15 protein-coding genes and 1 pseudogene are annotated in these 21375 nt (G+C 42.7%); 5 read left to right on the forward strand and 11 right to left on the reverse strand.

Features of this window, described 5'->3' with window-relative positions; all coding sequences use genetic code 11:
• Positions 1-89: 89 nt before the first annotated feature.
• The gene (locus tag MKY50_RS18730; protein ID WP_341117104.1) at positions 90-6053 is read right to left on the reverse strand and encodes a SpaA isopeptide-forming pilin-related protein; all 5964 of its coding nucleotides are present in this window, start codon (positions 6051-6053) and stop codon (positions 90-92) included.
• A 317-nt stretch (positions 6054-6370) separates the two neighbouring features.
• Positions 6371-7447, reverse strand: a complete 1077-nt coding sequence (locus tag MKY50_RS18735) for a response regulator (protein ID WP_029318733.1) — start codon at positions 7445-7447, stop codon at positions 6371-6373.
• 806 nt (positions 7448-8253) lie between these two features.
• Between MKY50_RS18735 and MKY50_RS18740 the strand changes: the two are divergent.
• A pseudogene (locus MKY50_RS18740) lies at positions 8254-9567 on the forward strand (sensor histidine kinase); the annotation flags it as partial.
• Positions 9568-9744: 177 nt separating this feature from the next.
• Positions 9745-10716, forward strand: a complete 972-nt coding sequence (locus tag MKY50_RS18745; RefSeq protein ID WP_341117344.1) for a histidine kinase — start codon at positions 9745-9747, stop codon at positions 10714-10716.
• 46 nt (positions 10717-10762) lie between these two features.
• On the opposite strand, the gene mscL is transcribed toward MKY50_RS18745, so the two are convergent.
• Together mscL and fabZ are read right to left on the reverse strand one after the other, a co-directional pair.
• Positions 10763-11158, reverse strand: coding sequence for a large conductance mechanosensitive channel protein MscL (mscL, locus tag MKY50_RS18750; protein ID WP_101172332.1), 396 nt, complete (start codon positions 11156-11158; stop codon positions 10763-10765).
• 72 nt (positions 11159-11230) lie between these two features.
• Positions 11231-11656, reverse strand: coding sequence for a 3-hydroxyacyl-ACP dehydratase FabZ (gene fabZ, locus MKY50_RS18755; RefSeq protein WP_003221796.1), 426 nt, complete (start codon positions 11654-11656; stop codon positions 11231-11233).
• 191 nt (positions 11657-11847) lie between these two features.
• On the opposite strand from fabZ, the gene rapD reads away from it, so the two are divergent.
• Positions 11848-12912 carry an aspartate phosphatase RapD gene (gene rapD, locus MKY50_RS18760; protein ID WP_015251038.1) on the forward strand — a complete coding sequence of 355 codons (1065 nt, stop codon included), beginning with the start codon at positions 11848-11850 and terminating at the stop codon, positions 12910-12912.
• A gap of 22 nt (positions 12913-12934) precedes the next feature.
• Here the strand turns inward: rapD and flhP are convergent, their stop codons facing one another.
• From flhP to MKY50_RS18785, 5 genes are all read right to left on the reverse strand, one after another.
• The gene (gene flhP / locus MKY50_RS18765; RefSeq protein WP_341117106.1) at positions 12935-13744 is read right to left on the reverse strand and encodes a flagellar hook-basal body complex protein FlhP; all 810 of its coding nucleotides are present in this window, start codon (positions 13742-13744) and stop codon (positions 12935-12937) included.
• 32 nt (positions 13745-13776) lie between these two features.
• A complete protein-coding gene (gene flhO / locus MKY50_RS18770; protein WP_341117107.1) occupies positions 13777-14589 on the reverse strand; it encodes a flagellar hook-basal body complex protein FlhO in 813 nt (270 codons plus the stop codon).
• Between the two features lie 163 nt (positions 14590-14752).
• On the reverse strand, positions 14753-15754 hold the full coding sequence (gene mbl / locus MKY50_RS18775) for a cell shape-determining protein Mbl (protein ID WP_003227776.1): 1002 nt from the start codon (positions 15752-15754) through the stop codon (positions 14753-14755).
• Positions 15755-15919: 165 nt separating this feature from the next.
• Positions 15920-16201, reverse strand: a complete 282-nt coding sequence (gene spoIIID / locus MKY50_RS18780) for a sporulation transcriptional regulator SpoIIID (RefSeq protein ID WP_003221804.1) — start codon at positions 16199-16201, stop codon at positions 15920-15922.
• Between the two features lie 14 nt (positions 16202-16215).
• Positions 16216-16326, reverse strand: a complete 111-nt coding sequence (locus tag MKY50_RS18785; protein WP_010886628.1) for a protein usd — start codon at positions 16324-16326, stop codon at positions 16216-16218.
• 224 nt (positions 16327-16550) lie between these two features.
• Here MKY50_RS18785 and MKY50_RS18790 point away from each other — a divergent pair, with 224 nt between their 5' ends.
• Both MKY50_RS18790 and MKY50_RS18795 read left to right on the forward strand, forming a co-directional pair.
• Positions 16551-16964: a MarR family winged helix-turn-helix transcriptional regulator gene (locus MKY50_RS18790; protein ID WP_003227771.1), complete on the forward strand. Its 414-nt coding sequence runs from the start codon at positions 16551-16553 to the stop codon at positions 16962-16964.
• Positions 16965-16985: 21 nt separating this feature from the next.
• On the forward strand, positions 16986-18176 hold the full coding sequence (locus tag MKY50_RS18795; protein ID WP_003227769.1) for an MFS transporter: 1191 nt from the start codon (positions 16986-16988) through the stop codon (positions 18174-18176).
• Between the two features lie 82 nt (positions 18177-18258).
• On the opposite strand, the gene MKY50_RS18800 is transcribed toward MKY50_RS18795, so the two are convergent.
• On the reverse strand, positions 18259-19665 hold the full coding sequence (locus MKY50_RS18800) for a right-handed parallel beta-helix repeat-containing protein (protein ID WP_341117345.1): 1407 nt from the start codon (positions 19663-19665) through the stop codon (positions 18259-18261).
• Positions 19666-19770: 105 nt separating this feature from the next.
• Entirely contained in the window at positions 19771-21243 is a 1473-nt protein-coding gene (gene pucI, locus MKY50_RS18805; protein WP_003243156.1) for an allantoin permease, read from the reverse strand.
• Positions 21244-21375 lie beyond the last annotated feature (132 nt).

Consider the following 21375-nt stretch of genomic DNA (forward strand, 5'->3'; position numbering starts at 1 on the left):
CCCTTTCTTATGCATCCTTCTAAAAACGCTTCGTGTCACTTTTCAAAAAAGCACCTGATCGATTCTTCGATGATCAGGTGCCTTCAACTTTATCCTTTTCTTTGTTTCTTTCTTGAGGCAACAGCTAAGCCTCCGCCTGCCATAAGCAGCAGGATACCGATCATTGCTGTCAGCATGCTGTCTGTATCTCCGGTTTTTGGGAGGGTTTTGTCTGTGTTCGACTGACCATCCGAGCTGCCATCTGTACCATTGGTATTCGGATGATCTCCATCATCTTTTCCATTTCCACCCGGTGCAGGTTTATCAGGATGATCATGCTTATCAGGCGTTGGTGTTTTCACTTTTTGATTAGAAACAACGATCTCAACAGCTTTTGACTGTCCTTTTTCAATTGTGAATTCAATCGGTGTTTCGTCAAGTTTGTAACCTTCGGGTGCCTTCGTTTCAATCAACTGGTAGCTTCCCGGCGCAAGGCCTTTTACAGTGAACTGCCCATTTTGATCTGTTTTCCAGAGTTCAGAAAGCTCTTTTCCATACCCGTCAGTTTTTACAGGCTTGCCGCTTTCATCCAATAACTTGAATTCAGCGCCCTCCAAAACGGTATTTTTATCGTCTTGATCCACTTTTTTCACATTTACGTCACCTGGTGCCAATATGTTTTCCGCGGTGATTTCGACTGTTTTCGTGTCTGTGTTTGTGATCTTGAACGATATAGGAGTTTGGTCCAACTCATAATCTTTAGGCGCTTTTGTTTCAACAAACTGATATTCGCCAGCTTTAAGGCCGTGCACCGTGATTTGTCCTTTGTCATCGGTAACCAAACCGGACTTCAGCACTTTGCCGTTGGCATCTGTCAAATTGAACTCCGCACCTTGCAGAACTTTATGCTGATCATGCTGATCCACTTTGGTGAGGACAACAAGGTTCTTCGTATTAACCGCTGTTGCTTTCACTTGCTCAGGTTTGCCGCCATATTCTCCTTTAATGGTGAATGACACTGGCTTTTCGGATAAAAGATATCCATCTGGCGCCTGTTTTTCGATAAATTGATAGCTTCCTGGCGCTAACCCGTCAACTTCAATTTTGCCGCCTTCTTTTGAGACTAGATCGTCTCTCACTGTTTTCCCATTGCTGTCAGTGATTTTGAATACCGCGCCTGCTAAGCCTTTTCCATCCTGATCTTCCTTCGTCAGCTGAACCGATCCTTGATAGTTCACGACGATCCCGGCATCAGCGGATTTTGGCTTTCCTGCTGCTGATTCAGAAATGGTAAACTCTTTTTTCTCCGTGTTTAGCACATAACCGGCTGGCGCTTTCGTTTCAACAAAGGCGTAACGTCCCGGCGCAAGGCCCGAAGCTTTTACTTTTCCGTCTTTATCGGAAGTCAGCTCTTCTTGAACCGTATTTCCTTTTTCGTCGACAATGTTAAAAACTGCACCTTCAAGCTTCTTGCCTTCAGCATTTTCCTTCGTCAACTCAATGGTGCCTTTATGGTTAGTAGCGATCCCGGCATCTGTAGCTTCAGGCTTTCCTTCAGAGGAATCAGAGATCTCAAACTCAATTTTCTCTGTATTCAGCACATAGCCCGCTGGCGCTTTCGTTTCAACAAAAGCGTATTGTCCCGGTGCAAGGCCTGAAGCTGTGACTTTCCCGTTTTTATCTGAGGTCAGTCCTTCTTGAACCGTATTACCTTCCTTGTCGATAATCTTAAAGACGGCTTCTTCAAGCTTCTGGCCATCTGCATCTTCCTTCGTCAGCTCAACAGAGCCTTTATCGTTAACGGCGATTCCAGCATCTGCGGCTTCAGGCTTTCCTGCTGCAGATGCTGAGATGGTAAATTCTTTTTTCTTTGTATTCAGCACATAGCCGGCTGGCGCTTTTGTTTCCACAAAGGCGTAATGGCCCGGTGCAAGACCCGAAGCCTCAATTTTTCCGTCTTTATCTGAAGTCAGCTTCTCTTGAACGATCTTTCCATCTTGATCGACAATGTTGAATACTGCGCCTTCAAGTTTCTGGCCTTCAGCATTTTCCTTCGTCAGAGAGACTTTTCCTTGATAATTGGTCATTGCCCCCAAATTGACGTCAGACACTTGATTCTTTTCATTCTTTGCGATTGAGAAGTGAATCGCTTTTGTATTTACGATAAAGCCTTCAGGAGCTTGTGTTTCTGTCAAGCGATAGTAGCCCGCCGGCAAACCGTTCATTTCTACTTTTCCGTTTTTATCAGATTTTATATCTGTTCGTATGAGAGTATAGGTGCCGTCATTTGATTTTTTCTCCAGCTTAAAAACAGCACCCGCCAAAGGATTGTTTTGTTCGTCTTGTTTGATAAGCGTCACCTTGTTCTGTTGATTTACGACTTTGTACAGCGCTCCTGGCTTGGAGGAGTTGCTGTCTATCTTTACAGAGACTCCTTTTGCATAAGCATCACTGATGGTATATCCGTCAGGCGCTTTTACTTCTTTTAATACATAGGAACCGTAGCGAATATTTCCGAATGTAAGCTTCCCGCCGGCATCCGTCGTACCAGTGCGGAGGAGCTGTTTGGAGTCCTCAGACCATAACTGGAATTCTGCTCCTTCAAGAGCTTTATCGTCCTCTCCAGTCTTAAAAATCGTCAGGCTTCCTTTTTCTCCGGATCCGGAACCGTCGCCGCTTGAAATGGCAACAAAGATCGAGCTGCTGTTTTCTTGAGTCTGCTCCTTCACATTTGTTCCTGAAATGAACACCTTATTTTTAACATGGCCGCTCGTGCCGGCTATGTTAATCAGAGACCGGTATTTGATCACATAGGCGCGATCAATTTGCTTATAGCTGCCTATGAATTTCAGGACAAACGATTGTTCACCTGTTGTATTGTCCGTTTTGATGTCTAACGTGTAGTCTTTGTCTTTTTGAAGCTCGACATCTCCCGCGGTCAGATTTCCGCTGCTGTCTTTGACCACTCCGTTTTCATCATATTTTGCTTGATATACTTTAAAAGAATCTGCATCTAGTATTTGATTTTCATCCGGCGTGTCAGTAACTTTTACGTCATCCAGCGTTGATTGGCTGGAGTTGACATTGATGTTCCAATCGATGTAGCTTCCATTTTGTTTGCCGCCTTTGAAAACCAGGCTTCCTCCGTTCGTAACTGAAACAGAGCCCGTCAGTGTGCGGTCTGCATAACCGTCATTATAGTAGGTTGCCTTGTTTGTGTACTGATTCTGATCAATGACCTGTCCTTTGAGTGATGTCTTAAACTCAATCAGATATGGTACAGAATCGCCTGTTTTAAGGTGTACCGTCAGAGTGCGTTCATTTTTTGCAGAAGGCTCTTCGACATCATACTTGGAAGGATCAAGCGCGTCTCCTTCTGTGATGGAGCCGTTTTTATTGATCGTATAGCTCTTAACCACAACGGAACCCGGCACAAATTGCTGAGGATCTGTTATGGCATCTTTGATATAAGGGTTTTTCGTCGGCTCGCCATTATAATTGACGCCGATTTTCCACGTGATTTCCTTTGAAACCGCGTTGTATGAACCGTTCTTGAAACCATTGTTTGTCGTCTGATTATTCGGCGTAAAACCGCTTGATACCTTATTCGTGCGCTCATTGCCGTTTTGATCAGTCCATGTCGACTGAGCTGTATTCTTAACGCTTTCGTTAGAATAATCGGCATTGAACGTTGTCGTATAAGTGATCTTAAATTGACTGTCTGTTTTTGCATAATCCCCGATCAATGCCAAAGTAAAGCCTTTATGATCAGGTTTTTTTGTTAACGTGTAGTCTTTGTCTTTCTGTAATGTTTTGTTGTTCGTTGTGTCTTGAAGCTTGAACGATTCATCAAGCAGAACCATTCCGCCGCTTTCAAATTGATCATCCAAAGTCCAATTGTTCATCAAGTATTTATTTTTATTAACTGTAATCGTCCAATCAACCGTCTTCTTCTCATAATCAACGTTTGAATATCCTTTGATGAGATTTTGCTGAATGGCTATTCCAGAAGCTTCTTTTGAATCCCCTGTTCCGGTCACAACGCTATTGGTGTATGTTGTAGATTTATCAATGATCACTCCGCTGTTGACCTTTGTTTGATATGTGATTTTGTAAGCGCTCGTTACGTTTTTATTAAATTTGACTTCAAATCCGCTTCCATTATCGATGAGCGTGTAGTCCTCGCCTTCCTTTAAAGGCCTGCCCGCTTGCTCGCTGCCATTCTGACCAAAGGTAATAGGAATAACCTTCAAAGAATCTTTCACAAGATGCAAATCACCAGTTCCAAAAGAATCTTTAATGCTGGCCTTGGATTGGTCGATCTGTTTCTCACCGTAGTTGTATGCAAGAGCCCAGCTGAATGTTTGAGATTCTCCATCATAGCCGGTCGATGATTTCGCGATCATTTTTCCATACTTGGCTGCAACAGTGGCTTCTGCAGAAATGGGTTCCAGGTTGTCTCCGCTGAATGCCGCCTTATTTGTCAGCGTTATATTTCCGCCTTCACTCGGCTTCGCACCATTGTCAATGTCGGTTTCGTATACAAGGCGGTAGGCTGAATCAATTGTCCCGTCAAATGTGACATTTCCTTTTGAATCAACACTGTAGCCGGAAGAAACTTCATTTCCTCTGCTGACAGAACCATCAATGTTCACATTGAGTTCATACACTTTAACTGAACGGTAGATTACGCCATCTGGAAGGCTTTCCGTGAGTTTAGCATTTTTGACTTGATCCAACTTTTTATTGACATCGACCGTCCATGTTACTTTACCAGGGTTGATGCCTTTATCCAGCACACCTGATTTATCAATGGTTTTACTCACATTGGGTTTAAAATAAACTGTTGTTTCAGGAGTATCGGCATTCACAGGGAATGGAATCTTTTGTGTTGTCGAACCCGTTATTTTTTTCTCGTTGAACTGCGTATTGATAACCAATGTGCCTTTGACATTAGAACTTTCTTTTACCTCGCCGTTAAATGTCATCACCACATGTCCGTTCGTATCAATAGAAAATGTCCCGTAGGTGGTGTCTCCGGCGCCTAACGGCAGGTTCACAATGTCATTATGCATAATAAATTCTTTAGGCAAATCAAATTCATATTCATCGCCGGCATTGATCGTTTTTCCTAAATCGTCAGGAATAGCCCAATCAATTGAAATTTTCACCGGAGAATTCGTATTGGCGCGATTGCCCTTGTCATATGGCTTTCCGTTTTCGTCCGTCAACGTCACGCCAGTTAAAATATGTTGCGTGATTTGTTTTTCTTCAGTTTGCAAGCTTTTGAAAGCTGATTGACTTGAGGATGACACTTTTTTTGAATCATCACTCTTAGAGGCTTCGCCGCTCTTAGAGTCATCTGACGGCTGCTGTTCTTCCTCTTTTTGATCCTTGCTGACTGAAGGTGCAGGTTTGTCATCTTTCCCTTCCTGATCACCCGCAGTATCAGAAGAGTCGTTTTTTGGCTCTTCCGCCTCGGCATCTGGTGTCTCCTCTTTCTTAACAGGAATGATCACCTGCTGGGTTTTGCCTCCGCCTAGCTGAAAAAGGGCTGCTGCTGTATGTTCATCTTCTTTTACATCTGCAGTAAACTTAGCTGGCAGTGTAATGGTCCCCTTGGCATCAAGAGAATCCGCGGATGCAGTTGTTAATTTTACTGTCATGGTGCTGCTGCCCGCCGGCACTTGATAGCTGCCGATGACCTGATCAGCAGATTTGATCTCACCTTCAGCACCTTTATCAAATGTAAAGCTTTTAGGTATCTCCACATTGATATCCTGTTCGCTATCTGCTTTTTTGTCTTTTTTCAATGACCATTCATATGTCAGTGTCACTTCGTCCCCCGGTGTTAGTGCCGGTTCGTTTCCTTTTGATCCGTCAACTATCTGGCCTTTGGCGTCCTTAACTGTTACCAAATCGAAAAATTGGCTGTCACTGGACGTTACGTCCACAGCCTGTGCCGTAAGAGTATAGCTGGCAATCTGGCTGAAGAAGAAAAAGATGGCAAGGCTTATGATCATAACGATCCGCCCGCTTTTTTTCAGCCCTAAGGGAAAACTCCTCGTTCTCAACTTTTCATTCCTCCCTTTCTTATCTATCTTTCACTTGCCGATTGATCCGCGAGACCATAACATCATGTCTCATCCCCCAAAAAGAACTGCTAATACCGAATGAGTTTCAAAACTAAGATTTACCATCCGAACCAAACTACATTGTATGAAATGGAACTATACAATTTCTGTACAACTCAGAAATCATGTATGATTGAAGTGAATTGGAGAGAGTTGAAGTTTCACCCAGGAGACATATGGCGAAGGCCTTCCCTTTAAGTGCACAAAAAAACCAGTGTGCATCGAAAAGCAATCGACACATACTGGTTTGGAATTCTTTAATTAATTTGATCCTTCATTTGTTTGTAACGCTGATATTCTTTTATCGCCTCTTCTACCTTCCCGTTTTTGTTGAATAGCTGCAGCTTGTATTGCATAATTTTATGATCGCATGGCTCAATTTTCTCGGCTTGCAGGCAAATGTCCATCGCTTGATGATCGTTCATTTCATGAATATGATAATCGATCAGTTCATAGGCCTTTCCAAGCCAAAGCTGGGAAAGACGCGTCTTTTCCGGTTCTGCCCAAAGATAACCGTGCTCCAGTAGGTAATGATTTTGATAGGACATGAAAATATCCATGTGCAGATGTAATGTAGCCGTATTGAGCGGCGGCGCCCCTTTTAATGATTTTTCCCATTCGACAACATCGATTTTTGCGCCTGAAAGCCGAAGAATATATCCAGTATCAGTCTTCTCGATAGTTTGGCTGAAAGGGATCTGGCTGAATAATTTTCGTATTTGGTAAATGGTGGAGTAAAGTTGGGTGCTTGCTTTTGAAACATCGTAATGAGGCCAAAAAAGATCGATTAGCATGTCTTTACTGACCACATGGCCTTGATTGTGAAGCAAAAATAAGTATATTTCACGTGCTTTCGACGTTCTCCACTTGACTGGAATGCTTGTTTTGACATCCTTTAAGGTTTGATGAAACTGCAAGCTCCCAAAGCATTGGATGGAAAAATGCGCCTCGGTATTTTCTGCATTTTGTCTGAGCATATTATTCGTTTTGATTCGTTCAACAGTTGTCTCAAGCCGCTTGTATATGACAGGCTTCAGCAAATAATCAATGGCATTCAGCTCAAACGCTTTGATAGCAAACTCATTATAAGCCGTGATGAAAACGACTTGGATGTTTTCATTCATCGATTGAATCGCCTCAGCAAGCTCAATGCCGTTTACCCCCGGCATTTCAATATCAAGAAACACCGCATCTACAGCAGGAGTCTCAGGATGCTCTAAGGCTTCAACTGGATCTTGATACGCCATAATAGATTGAAAGGCGTTTGTTCGTTCAAGCATTTTCTTAAAATGAAGCAATGCCAAGTGCTCATCATCAACAATTAACGCTTTCACAAAACATCCCACCCTATATGTAAAATCGAGATATCAGTAAATAACTTCTATTATATCATGACAAATAACCCCTTTATCTGGATTCTTTTTCTTTCTATTGTAGTTTTTGAAATTTTGCACTTACAATATTTATAAAAAGGTAGGAATTTAGAATGAGCCTGCTTGAATAAAGGAGCTATAATATGAAAGAAAAATTCATCTTTACTTCGATTATTTTCGGTTACGCTGCATTTTTTATGGTTTTCATTGCCATTGACCATTTTTCCGGAACAACGCTTCCTGCGGCAAGGCATGGGGTCATGAACCTGGAGAAGTGGAATTTTCAGAAGGATGGGAATGTACAGCTGAACGGAGAATGGACATTGTATCCAAATCAGATTCTGTCACCAAAAGAGATCGCTTCAGCAAAAGGAAAAGATCCTCTCTTCGTTGATGTCCCCAGCAATGTGAAGCTAGCCAAGCAGGGTATCAATGTGGATTACGGAACGTATAAGCTGACCATCAGATCAAAGCAAGACAATCAGGTTTTTGGGATCAGCACGTCGTTTATTTACAGTGCCAATCGCATCTATTTTAATGGACAATTCATTGGCCAAAGCGGCAACCCTTCAAATAAACCTGATTTTGCGGCACAAAACCGCCCATATACGAGCTTTTTTACGCTTCACAAGGGTGACAATGAACTTGTCGTACAATTTTCGAACTTCGGAAAAACGCCGGGATGGGGAATCGCAAAGCCAATTACTTTTGGCACCCAGGAGCAAATAGTGCGGGAAAACAAAATTTCCTTTCTTAATGATACAATCATGATTACAGCTTTTTTCATTACCGGATTATATTTTCTGGGCTTTTTCCTGCAAAGAAAAAAAGATAAACATTTGTTGTTTTTTTCTGTTATGTGTCTTCTGTTTTCGTTCATTATTCTGATGATCGGAAAAGAGCGGATTATATTTCTCCTCTATCCGTCAATTTCATTTTCACTGCTAAATTCATTGAGGGCAATCTCTACTGTGCTCGTCAGCATTGCGGTTTTTCTCTATCTCTTTTTTGCTTACAGAGGGATTGTTTCAAAGCGTTTTATTCGCATTGCCACTGTTTCTTCCGGGCTGGTCTTAGTCACAGATTTTTTAACCGTGGGTTTTATCGGCCATACCTCGTACATCTTACATTCTGTGCTAGCCGTCTCGACTCTGGTTTATATTACATATATTTTTACGATTGCTGCGATCCGCAAAATGGAAGGAAGTCTGTATCTTACTATTGCATCTATATCAATGAGTGCTTTTGTCATTTTAACCACCATTTCAGCTTACAGCGGCAAAACGGCCTTTTCTTTTAATTCGATTTATTCATTGCCAACAGTTATCGCTTTACTGGCGATCGTTCTGCTGATGGCGCAGCAATTTGCCGGAGCATTCCGTGAAAATGAAGTGCTGTCGTGGAAATTGCTCAGAAGTGACCGGCTAAAGGATGAATTCATTGCCAAAACATCACATGAATTCAAAACACCGCTGAACAGCATCATTAATATATGCCAGACCCTGCTGGCCGGCAAAGGAAAAAGAACGATAGAAGAAGAGAAAGAAAACATGCAGCTCGTCATCCGCATGGGCTACAGGCTGTCCAATCTGGTAAATGACATCCTGGATTTAGAAAAAATAAAGCAAGGCATGCTTCAAATCCACCCGGTTCCTGTTGATATTTATACTTTAGTTTGTTCGGAAATGAATTTCTACAATCTTTTATCGAGACATAAAAACTTGAATATGATGAACCATATCCCTGACGATCTTCCTTTAGTGCTCGCAGATGAAAACCGCTTCCGCCAAATATTAACCAATTTAGTAGACAATGCAATCAAATATACAACAGAGGGCCAAATCACACTTTCTGCTTCAAGACTGAACGATAACATGATCAAAGTGACAGTAGCAGATACAGGAAGCGGCATTTCAGAAGCCGATCGGCAAACCATCTTTGAGTCTTTTCAGCAAGCCGAAAAGAATAAAGACGATGGTGCTGGTCTTGGCCTCAGCATTGTCAAACAGCTGGTTCAGCTCCATAACGGAGACATTTGGGTCGAATCGGAAGAAGGAAAAGGTTCGGCATTCCATTTCACCTTGCCGATCGCCCAAAATGAACCTGTATCTGAAACAAAAAAACGCCTTCCTGAATTACAATCCGAGAGAGATCTATCAGATATCTCATTTAGCACGCCTTATTACTCTGAGCATATTGACGCTCCAACCATCCTGATTGTCGATGATAACATTGACAGTTTAAAAATTTTGAGCGATATGCTTGAAGGTGTGCCCTACAATGTGATTGCTGCGAAGAACGGAAAGGAAGCATTAGAAATCATCTCTTGCACAAACCTTGATTTGGTTATTTTGGACTTGATGATGCCGGATATGACTGGTTTCGAAGTCTGTATGAAAATTCGTGAACGATTCAGCATGGTTGATCTTCCGGTTCTGATCATTACAGCTGCCATTATCGGCCATGACAAATACAAGGCTTTTCATGCCGGAGCGAATGACATTTTGCAAAAACCTTATCATTACTCTGAATTTATGGCGCGTATTCAAAACCTGATCATGATGAAACATACAGCAAATCAAGCCACAAGAATGGAAATGGCGTTTCTCCAGTCGCAAATCAAGCCTCATTTTCTTTATAATGTATTAAACACGATTATTTCTCTCACTCATTTGGATATTGAAAAGGCCCGGGAGGTAACAGAGGAATTTACCAACTATTTAAGAATGAGTTTTGACTTTCAAAATACATCAGCCATCAGTTCCTTCAGACATGAGCTTTCGATTATCAATTCCTATCTTTCTATAGAAAAGACGCGATTCGGTAATCGGCTTGAGGTTCTTTTCGATATAGATGAAGACATTGACTTTATCCTTCCGCCTTTAATGATTCAGCCCTTGGTGGAAAATGCCGTTCTTCATGGTGTCAGCAAGAAAAGAGGCGGAGGATGGATCAAACTGACAGCTAAAAAACAATGCAAAAATGAGTATCACATCAAAGTAGAGGATAACGGTCCCGGGATAACTCCGGAAAAACAAATAGATCTCTTATCAACGGATTTTGATCGCAGCGTCGGATTGAAAAATATCAATCAGCGGCTGAAACATTTTTGCGGAAGCGAGTTGATGATCAGCAGCACTCCGGATGCAGGCACCTCTGTCTCAATGCTCATTCATCTCGCTGAAACAACAGGAAGCCCTAAAGAACTGAAGGACACAGAACAAACCTAAACGAAAATTGAGATAAAAAAAGACGCCGTTTCTAACGGCATCTTTTTTATTCCGGCGTCTTTGCTTGCTGCTTCAGCAGGTCTCTGATTTCTTTCAGCAGCTCCTCCTGCGCATCCACCGCTTCCTCCGCAGCCTCTTCTTCTGCTGCTTCTTTTTTGCGCCTTAACCCATTCAAAGTCCGAATGACGATAAAAATGGAGAACGATATAATTAAGAAGTTCACAATCGTCTGTATAAAGCTGCCATACTTCACTACAGCATCGCCAAACGTAAACGACAGGCCTGAAAAGTCAAGCCCTCCCAGCAGCAAACCGACCAAAGGCATAATGATATCATTTACTAGAGATGTGACGATCTTTCCGAAAGCGCCGCCTATCACAACACCAATCGCAAGGTCTACGATATTCCCCCGCATGGCAAAGGCTTTAAATTCATTCCACATACAATCACCTGCTTTTCTATATTTGTAAAGAAAAAAAGACAAATGTGCCGCTGGCCATCTGCCTTTTTTCAATTATTCTCCGAGGGCAAAAGTCAGTTCTACTTCGCAAACGACTTCGCCATCAACTGTGGCAACGCCTTTTCCGCGCCCGATTGTGCCGCGGGCACGAATGATTTCAACCTCAAGGTGAAGCTGGTCACCAGGCTTGACTTGTTTTTTAAAGCGGCAGTTATCAATGCCTGCAAAAAAAGCCAGTCTGCCGCGGTTTTCTTCTTTAATCAACATCGCAACAGCTCCGACTTGAGCGAGTGCTTCTACGATTAATACGCCGGGCATAACCGGGTACTGAGGAAAATGTCCGTTAAAGAACTCTTCATTAGCGGTTACATTTTTATAACCTTTTGCCCGTTTGCCCTCTTCAACTTCCGTAATCCGATCCACAAGCAAAAACGGATAACGGTGAGGAATAATTTCTTTAATTTGCTGAGTATCAAGCATTGTCTTGACATCTCCTTCATCTGCATTAGTATGTATAGCAATCATCAAAGATCCAATCTGTACATTTGAAAAGTATATTATGAATTAATCTCTTTTTCAACCGCGCTAAAATGTAACCAACTGTCAATGAGAGCCGTCAAAAGTTATGATATGATAATTATAGATTTTACCAATAGCAAAGAGGTAGGAAAATGATTTCGAAGTTTATTGAAAAAAGAATGCTAAACATGTTAGACGAGTGGTATTCCGCAATGAGCAAACGCAAAATGAATCACGTTTGCACACTGAAAGAGAAAATTGATCAGCACCTTCCAAAGATCAAAAAGAACACAAAACTTTGGATGCGTTATCAATTGTTTCAGGCCCGCCATCAGCTGCTTTTTGAAAACCAGAACGGACTCGATTCATTGTTCGATGACCTATATGGCTTGGAAGACAAAATGGATGATGAATTGAAATATTATCTGTATTTTTTCTCTGGGTTATATGAGATGGTAAAAACAGCTCCGAAACATGCAGTACATCATTTTAAAAAAGCTGAACAGTACCTGGCCGCCATTCACAATACGTTTGAAGCCGCTGATTTATATTATCAAACCGCCGGCGCCTATTACTTGATGAAATCACCGCCGCTTTCCGTCCAATACGTCAAAAAAGCATTACACATCTATTTGCACCAATTCGGCTATATCAAAAAGGTAATCACCTGTAAACTTTTGCTCGCCGTGAATTATATTGATCAAGAACGCTATGAAAAAGCTGAACAGCTTTTCAAAGAAATCATTAAGAAAACCCAGCAACTACATGACGAAAACCTGCTATGCCATGCTTATTATAACCTTGGCTTTTTAAAAGCGACCGAGAAAAAAGACCAGGAAGCGCTTCTTTACTTTAGGAAAGTATTAAAGAATCAAGAATTTGAAATGAATTCACCAGTCTCATATCTTCATTGTGTGTACGAGTCTGTCAGAGCGCTTTTTAAAACAGGAAACATCACAGAAGCTAAAGCCGTCCTTCAAAAAGGAAAAGAATTATCTGAAAAGGTAGACATTCAAACCATTTATTTAAAATTAAAAACGCTTGAAGCCCTCTACACCTCAGTGGAAGATCCCTATGAGCAGCTGCTCGAATATGTGCTTGAATTAGAAAAAATCGAGGCGTGGGTGGATTTAGAAGTGCTGTTAGAAGATATTACGGAATACTACAAAAAAAAGGACGATTTCGAAAAAGCCGCTTTTTTTATCATGCGCGGCTGATTGAAAAACGCCCATTTTCTTATTATCTGACTGAATTGATTAAACCGAGCATTTGATCTCCCATTGTGATCGTTCTGCTGTTCAGCTGATATGAACGCTGGGACGTAATCAAATCTGTCATTTGTTCTGAAATATCGACATTGGACATCTCAAGTGAGCCCTGCTGCATGCCGATGTTTTGTCTATTAGCGCCGTTCAGCTCTTCAAAAGCTGCCGCATTATCAATAGAGAAAAGGTTATTCCCTTCGGATTTCAGCTCTTGAGGGTTATTCACTTGGACAACGCCAAGATTAAACCGCTGAACCGCGTTTCCGTCAGATGCGGTTAAGGTGCCGTTCTTATTGATGGTGATATTCTTCATTGAGCTGTCGATGTTCACTGTATTGCCGTTCTCATCAAGTACGGGATACCCATTTCCAGTGACGAGCTGCAGCTGGTTGGCATTATTGGCTGAAGGCGTTAAATATAATGCTCCGTCTCTCGTATACTGGCGGTTTCCATTTACATTTACCTGAAGATACTGGTATGGAGACGTAAATGCGATATCCAGATCGCGATCGGTCTTCTGAATGCTTCCTTGATCAGAGACCAGGCGTGAATTCATCATCGCTCCGACGCCAAGGCGCAAGCCGGGCGGCGTTTTTCGGGCTTTTGCCACTTCCTCGTTTTTTTCATCAACCTGATCGAATTGCTGTCTGACAAGCTCAGAAAAATTCGTATCTTTTGCCTTATAGCCGATTGTGTTGCTGTTTGAAAGGTTGCTGCTGATTGTGTCAATCTGCTGCTGCAGCTGGTTTAAGGTTGTTGATGCCGTTAGCATTGACCTGAGCATAGTTGATGTCCCCCGTTTTTTCTTCCGTTATCTTAAATTTTTCCAATTTCATTTGCTGCTTTATCCATACTTTTATCGTAAGCCTGAATAACCTTCTGATTCGCCTCAAACGATCTGTACGCTTCAGTCATTTCTGTATAGGCGCTTGTCACATCCACGTTTGAAAGCTCTGAGACGCCTTGTTTTAATGAATAGGATACCTGATTATTTCCGACTGCGCTTGGCAGATCATTACCGTCCGCCGTGCTGTACAAATCATTTCCGTCCCGTTTGAGATTGCGGACATCTTCCGCCATTCTGACATCAATCTGGCCGGCTGTGCGTCCGTTCGTTGTCACAGTACCGTTTTCAGACACAGTGAAATTCTCATTATCAACAGTGATTGGCTGGCGATCCGTCGATAAAATAGGGCGTCCGTTGATCGTCAGCTGATTGTTCTCATTTAGTGAAAATGTGCTGCTTTTTGAATAACGGATTCCATCCGCTGTTTGAACCGGATAAAACAGAGCAGCTTTTTCATTGGTTTCCGCATTCATCGGAACTTGATTTTCGATCAATGCAATGTCTGTAGGCTGGTCTGTGGACTTCAGGCTTCCCTGTGTAAAGAGAGGCTTGAGCTCCTGCATATATACTCCGGTATTCACGGAACCGATTTCCGTCCTTGATGTCCCGGCCGGAGATTTTGATTCTATTCTGCTAAGCAGCATCTCAGGGAACGCGCGCATCGAGCCTTGATCAGCTTTATATCCTGATGTATTTGCGTTAGCAATATTATTTGAAAGCATTTCCGTTCTTCGCTGCTGGGCAATCATTGCGGATGTTGCTGTATATAATCCTTTTAACAAATTTCCCACCTCTAAAAATGGCATTTTTTCCAGTTGTCATATAAGAACGTTCGTTCTATAATAAAAACTCAGTATTTTATCCTATTATCGTCATTTAACATCTTTTCGTGAAGGCTTTTTCATAAAAAAACCTCATTCTTTTTGCAGAATGAGGTTTGTGAAATCAGCTTAGTTTGCGTTTAGGAAGCTTGTCCATATTATCAAGCATGACACCTGTGCCGATGGCTACGCAATCCATAGGATTTTCAGCAACGAGGACCGGTACCTTCAGCTCTTCAGCAAGCAGCTGGTCAAGGCCGTTTAAGAGCGCGCCTCCGCCGGTAATAATAACGCCGCGGTCAATAATATCAGCAGAAAGTTCAGGCGGTGTTCTTTCGAGCACTTGTTTCGCAGCCTGAACAATAACAGCGACAGATTCACGAAGGGCTTCTTCAACTTCTTTACTGTTTACTGTAATTGTTCTTGGAAGACCGGAAACCATGTCCCGTCCGCGAATGGAAATTTCCTCGTGACGTGCGTCTGGGAAAACAGTTGCGACTTTAATCTTAATATCCTCCGCAGTACGTTCGCCGATCAGCAGCTTGTACTCGCGTTTGATATAATTTAAGATTTCCATGTCAAACTTGTCCCCAGCCATTTTAATAGAAGAGGAGGTGACAATATCGCCCATTGAAATAACCGCGATATCCGTCGTCCCGCCTCCGATGTCTACAACCATGTTACCGCTTGGCTGGAATATTTCCATACCCGCGCCGATAGCGGCAACTTTAGGTTCTTCTTCAAGGTACACATGTTTCCCGCCGCTTTTTTCTGCAGCTTCTTTGATTGCTTTTTGCTCAACGGATGTAATATTCGTCGGGCAGCAAATGAGCATGCGCGGCTTTGAGAACAGGCCTTTTACATTCAGCTTGTTAATAAAATGTTTCAGCATTGCTTCTGTTACTTCAAAGTCAGCAATAACTCCGTCTTTCAGCGGGCGAATCGCAACAATATTCCCAGGTGTACGTCCAACCATTCGTCTTGCCTCTTCGCCAACCGCCAGCACTTTGCCGCTGTTTTTATCAAGTGCAACAACGGAAGGTTCATTCAGAACAATTCCTTTACCTTTAACATGGATCAGTACATTTGCAGTACCGAGGTCAATACCAATATCCCTTGCAAACATCTATTTATATCCTCCTTGAAAATCTGTTTCACAGTAAATATCCACATTGTGCCCTAATTATATATATTATCATAAAATATAGAAAAAAAGTTGGAAGCACAATAAGTTCTTTACAAATTTTTGCGGATGTTTTATGAACGATTTCAAGAAGGCAATGCCAGGTGATTACGATTGCTGAACAGGCTCTCCTTCGAGAATTTCATCTTTTTTATATTTGAGCTTTGTCGCTTCTCCTCCTCTTAAATGCCTGATGGATTTATGATAATCGAGTATTTCTTTCACTTCGTTTGCCAAGTCGGGGTTAATTTCAGGCAGACGCTCTGTTAAATCCTTGTGTACTGTACTTTTGGAAACACCAAATTCCTTCGCAATGACACGAACGGTTTTCTTTGTCTCCACGATGTACTTCCCTATCTTGATTGTTCGCTCTTTGATGTAATCGTGCACACCACTCGACCTCCCTAAAATGGATGTGAGAAGTGTGAAATGAGATCCGTATTCTGTAAAGAGTCGTTCATTATGCCGCTTCTTCGTTGTATGGTTTTAAAAGTAAGTTTGTGAAATATGCCCACGATCCCTCACCTCAAACACTCTCTTTGTTAGGTTTGTAACAGTGTATTAGCATTCTTTTGGGAATATGCTAAAAACTCAATAAGGACAAGGGGTGAAACGAACTTTTTCAGATTCAGCAAACTATTTCGCGTCACTAAATTTTCACCTTTACAACTATCGATCGCTCCTGTAAAATGAAATAAGCAATTAGTTACTTAGGTAAGTTTTTTAGAAGGAGACCGACATGTCCTACGTCAACAGACACCTCATTCATCAAATCAACCAAAGCGCCCGCCTGATTGCCAAGAAAGCCAATGAACAGCTAGAGCCATTCGGCCTTTATTCATCTCAATGGTCAGTTTTATATTGTTTGCGTACGATCGGACCAATGACTCAAAAAGAGATTTGGTCCTATTTAAATGTGGAAGCGCCGACTGTGACTCGGACGATCAAACGCCTGGAGGAGAACGGCTGGGTTCAGAGACGGCAAGGTGAAGACAAACGGGAAAAACTTGTTGTCCTCACAAAAGAAGCCGAGAAAAAATACGAAGAAATCAATGTGAAAATGCTGAAATTCGAGGAAGAGCTGCTTGCTGATTTCCGGGATGAAGATAAAGAAGCTTTTTCTCATTTATTCCGCATGTTTTTACAACAATGAAAATAAGGAAGTGACATACATTTGAAAAAAGCGGATGCGATATGGACCAAGGATTTTATTATGGTCCTGCTTGTCAATTTATTTGTGTTTGTGTTCTTTTATACATTTTTAACTGTATTGCCGATCTATACGCTGCAAGAGCTTGGCGGCACAGAATCACAAGGCGGGCTTTTAATCAGCCTGTTCCTTCTGTCTGCGATCATTACACGGCCTTTCTCCGGAGCCATCGTTGAGCGTTTCGGGAAGAAAAGAATGGCGATTGTATCAATGGCGCTCTTCGCCCTATCATCTTTTCTGTATATGCCGATTCATAACTTTTCCCTGCTGCTCGGATTGCGGTTCTTCCAAGGGATTTGGTTCAGCATTTTAACGACTGTTACAGGTGCAATTGCCGCTGATATTATTCCAGCCAAACGGCGCGGTGAAGGGCTTGGATACTTTGCCATGTCTATGAACCTCGCTATGGCGATCGGGCCTTTCCTTGGTCTGAATTTGATGAGAGTGGTAAGCTTTCCTGTATTCTTTACAGCCTTTGCGCTATTTATGGTTGCGGGCTTACTTGTTTCGTTCTTGATAAAAGTGCCGCAAAGTAAGGACAGCGGTACGACTGTATTCCGTTTTGCGTTCTCGGATATGTTTGAAAAGGGCGCACTCAAAATTGCGACGGTCGGTTTGTTTATTTCTTTCTGTTATTCAACAGTCACATCATATCTGTCTGTATTCGCCAAATCAGTTGACCTTTCGGATATCAGCGGATATTTCTTTGTTTGTTTTGCGGTGACAATGATGATTGCACGCCCGTTCACAGGGAAATTGTTCGACAAAGTCGGACCGGGCATTGTCATTTATCCATCAATCCTGATTTTCTCTGTTGGACTCTGCATGCTGTCCTTCACACATAGCGGCTTAATGCTTCTGCTTTCAGGGGCGGTTATCGGTCTTGGCTACGGATCAATCGTTCCTTGCATGCAAACATTGGCGATTCAGAAATCTCCGGCTCACCGCTCCGGTTTTGCGACGGCAACGTTCTTTACCTTCTTTGACAGCGGAATTGCTGTAGGATCGTATGTATTCGGATTGTTTGTAGCATCTGCCGGCTTCTCTGCCATTTATTTAACAGCGGGGCTGTTCGTTTTAATTGCCCTGCTCCTCTACACGTGGAGCCAGAAAAAACCTGCAGAGGCTGAAGGAAAAGTGTCAATTGCAGAATAACTTGTCAGACTGCCGGGAAATCCCGGCAGTCTTTTTTACATATAAAAAACGGCGCTCTCTAAGAGAACGCCGCTTATAGCAATTATTCAATGACAGGCCGCGCAGGAGAATCAGGATCTAACGAAAAATCATAGGACGCTTCATCACGAAACATCGGATCGGCATAAATGGATTGCTGATCGTTTTTTGTTGCTTTTCGATACGACGAAAATGAATCATATTCTTTCTTTTTCCACATCCATATGCCGTCTTGATCCGCTTCCTTGTGGTACACGTTATGATTGACCGTATTTCCTTCATTTTCTGTAAAATCGTTTCCGATAAATAATCTGGAATCACCGGCCGTCAATATATTCTTTTCAATTGTGTTGTTTTTCGTATCGTACTGCAGCAGCAGCTGTCCGCCGTACAGTCCCTTTGTGTCATTCCGGTACATAATATTGCGGGCAATCAGAGAATTGCTGGTGCCGCCCCGCTTTTTGTCATATCCTCCGATTGAAATACCGGTGTACGCATTGTTGTACACTTTGTTGTCTGTGATCTGAATGGCATTTGCATGCTTTCCTTTGTGTTCAGACGTTGCTTCAATCCCAATATCGTTATCGTAAACTGTGTTGTTCTTAATTTCGATATCGTGTCCTCCATCGACATAAATCCCGCCCGCTGAGTATTCATCTCCATAAGCAGGATTGCCGTAAGTGGAGTTTTGATAAACTGTATTGTTTTCTACGACTCCGTTTCGCACGTAATCGTTTTTATCCGCGGTTCCCTCATAACCAATTAGATCAATCCCGATGTTATTATTGTTGCGGACCACATTGCCTGCAACTGTGAAGCCGTCGATATTACCGTTCAGCACAACTGCTTCACTCGCTCCAAGCGTCAGTTTCTCAACTGTATTGTCCTCGATTCGGATGTCTTTCATGCTGCCAGTCCCATAAACTGCGATTCCGTGAGCATTTCCTTCATCCGCTGTTGTCTTAATCCCCCGGATGTGATTATCCTTAATGGCGATATGACTGCTGGACCCTGATACATAAATCCCTATAGCAGTTGCTTCCTCAGATGAAACAGAAAGATCTTGAATTGTTAAACCGCTGATGGCAATGTCATGTTTATCGTGAATACGAATAAGCGGTGTTTCATATTCAGCGTTCGCAACGGATTCACCGCTAATCACGACGTTTTCATTTTCATAGTTTCGGAATGTGATAGGCTTTCCGTCCGTACCGCTGTGCTTTACATCAAGGGTCTCATGATACGTGCCCTCCCGAATCATGACAGTTGTGCCGGCAGCAGCCTTCTCAGATGCGTGTGCCAATGTACGAAACGGCTTTTCTTTTGTTCCTTCATTTTGATCACTGCCATTTGGCGAAACATACAGATAATCCCCAGATCCTTCCTCATTCGCTTTTGTCTTATCATAAACGAAAGCGAGGATGACAGACGTTAAAACACCCGCCAAAAGAATAAAATACCATTTTCTCATTTTCGATTCCCATTTCGTTTTAGAATAGATTTCTAAAACCATTATAAATGTTCTATTTATGGAAAACCATTTCAAAAATATGAAAATATACCGTCTAAATAGATCTTATTCAGCCTGGCGGACCTGCGCATGTTCAACTGTTTCAATTGCCAATGATGCAGGCGGGTGAACACGCATCAGAACAATGTAGAAAAGAAAGGAAATCAGCACACCTACAAACCAAGAAATATCGTATAAGCTCTTCAATACAGGAACATACATGCCAATCAGCGAAATCAGCGCTCCTAACATTGTGGCTGCAAACGCACGGTAATTGTAGCCCTTCCAATACACATACCGTCCTGTTTCGGAATACAGGTCATCTACCGAGAGCTCACGTTTGCGAATGATAAAATAGTCGGCCATCATCACGCCTGCCACCGGTCCAAGCATGCCGCCTATTAAGCCAAGAAACGCATACACGCTTGTCGCGCTCTCCATCAGCTTCCATGGAACCGTAAATAAAGCGAGCAACGCTGTGATAAAGCTGCCACGTTTGAAATTGATATATTTCGGCAGGGCATTCGCTATATCATAAGCGGGCGATACGATGTTCGCCGCGACATTTACAGAGATCGTGGCGATGCAGAGCGTGATCACGGACAAGACGATGACATAAGGGTTATCAAACCGCGCCAAAATATCGACAACATCCCAAATCGGCTCTCCGAACGCGACCTGCGAGCCGGAGGTCACCGTAATACTGGCGAATGCGAACAGCGCAAACGTTCCCGGCAAGCCGTAAAATTGTCCTTTGATTTGCTCTTTTTGTGTTTCAGCAAACCGTGTAAAATCAGGTATATTTAAGATCAATGTCGCCCAGATGCCGATGATGCCAGTAACTCCGGCAGCAAACGGCCAGAATGTTTCTGAAAACGTATGAAACTTTCCTGGTTGAGAGTATATCGGGCCCAATCCTCCAGCAATATCAACGGCCCACCATACCATGCCGCCAAATACCAGATACACTAAAGGCCCTGCCCACACCTCAAAACGTTTAATCGACTCCATGCCGTGATGCAATACAAGTAAATGAATGGCCCAAAAGAATACAAAGGAAAGCAAACCGGACAAGTGAATGCCGAGAATGTTCCACTCGCCGCCAATTTCTCCCCAGCCTGGCCACATATTCAAAAGCAAAATGTTCAGTGCCGTGCTACCCGCAAATGTCTGGATGCCAAGCCACATGATAGCTGTAAACGCCCTTAGAAGCGCGGGGATATTCGCGCCGTATATCCCGTAAGAAGCCCGAATGATCACGGGAAACGGCAGCCCATATTTTGTCCCCGCATGGCCGTTTAAGGCAAGAGCGCCAAATAGGATAAGTGATGCCGTAATAATGATCGCCAGCACCTGCCAAGGCGAAAGGCCGATCGCAATTAATCCTCCCACGGTCGCGTAGGTCGGTATGTTATGTATACATCCCATCCAAATGGAGGCAAAGTTCATTGCTTTCCACGTCCGTTTTTCCTGTCCCAAAGGCACCAGATCTTCATTGCTCAGCCTGTTGGATTGCTGCTGACTCTCTTTTAATTTCATAGCCGGCTCCCCTTTCCATATTGTCTATATGTCATCACGTTATGTTTTTTGACATTAGATGTCACTTAATATAACTGAAGAGTCAGACAATAACACTGGCTATGATATACAATTTTCCCGTTTGTATTTGAA

This window comes from Bacillus sp. FSL R7-0685 (genome assembly GCF_038002425.1).
In the GTDB taxonomy this organism is placed as follows: domain Bacteria; phylum Bacillota; class Bacilli; order Bacillales; family Bacillaceae; genus Bacillus; species Bacillus subtilis.

Bases quoted from the DNA above. Each gene is read 5' to 3' on its own strand.
- MKY50_RS18745 (WP_341117344.1), top strand. From the start codon at position 9,745: ATGCTTGAAGGTGTGCCCTACAATGTGATTGCTGCGAAGAACGGAAAG.
- mscL (WP_101172332.1), bottom strand. From the start codon at position 11,158: ATGTGGAATGAATTTAAAGCCTTTGCCATGCGGGGGAATATCGTAGAC.
- fabZ (WP_003221796.1), bottom strand. From the start codon at position 11,656: ATGCTTGATACTCAGCAAATTAAAGAAATTATTCCTCACCGTTATCCG.
- rapD (WP_015251038.1), top strand. From the start codon at position 11,848: ATGATTTCGAAGTTTATTGAAAAAAGAATGCTAAACATGTTAGACGAG.
- flhP (WP_341117106.1), bottom strand. From the start codon at position 13,744: ATGCTCAGGTCAATGCTAACGGCATCAACAACCTTAAACCAGCTGCAG.
- mbl (WP_003227776.1), bottom strand. From the start codon at position 15,754: ATGTTTGCAAGGGATATTGGTATTGACCTCGGTACTGCAAATGTACTG.
- MKY50_RS18790 (WP_003227771.1), top strand. From the start codon at position 16,551: ATGTCCTACGTCAACAGACACCTCATTCATCAAATCAACCAAAGCGCC.
- MKY50_RS18800 (WP_341117345.1), bottom strand. From the start codon at position 19,665: ATGAGAAAATGGTATTTTATTCTTTTGGCGGGTGTTTTAACGTCTGTC.
- pucI (WP_003243156.1), bottom strand. From the start codon at position 21,243: ATGAAATTAAAAGAGAGTCAGCAGCAATCCAACAGGCTGAGCAATGAA.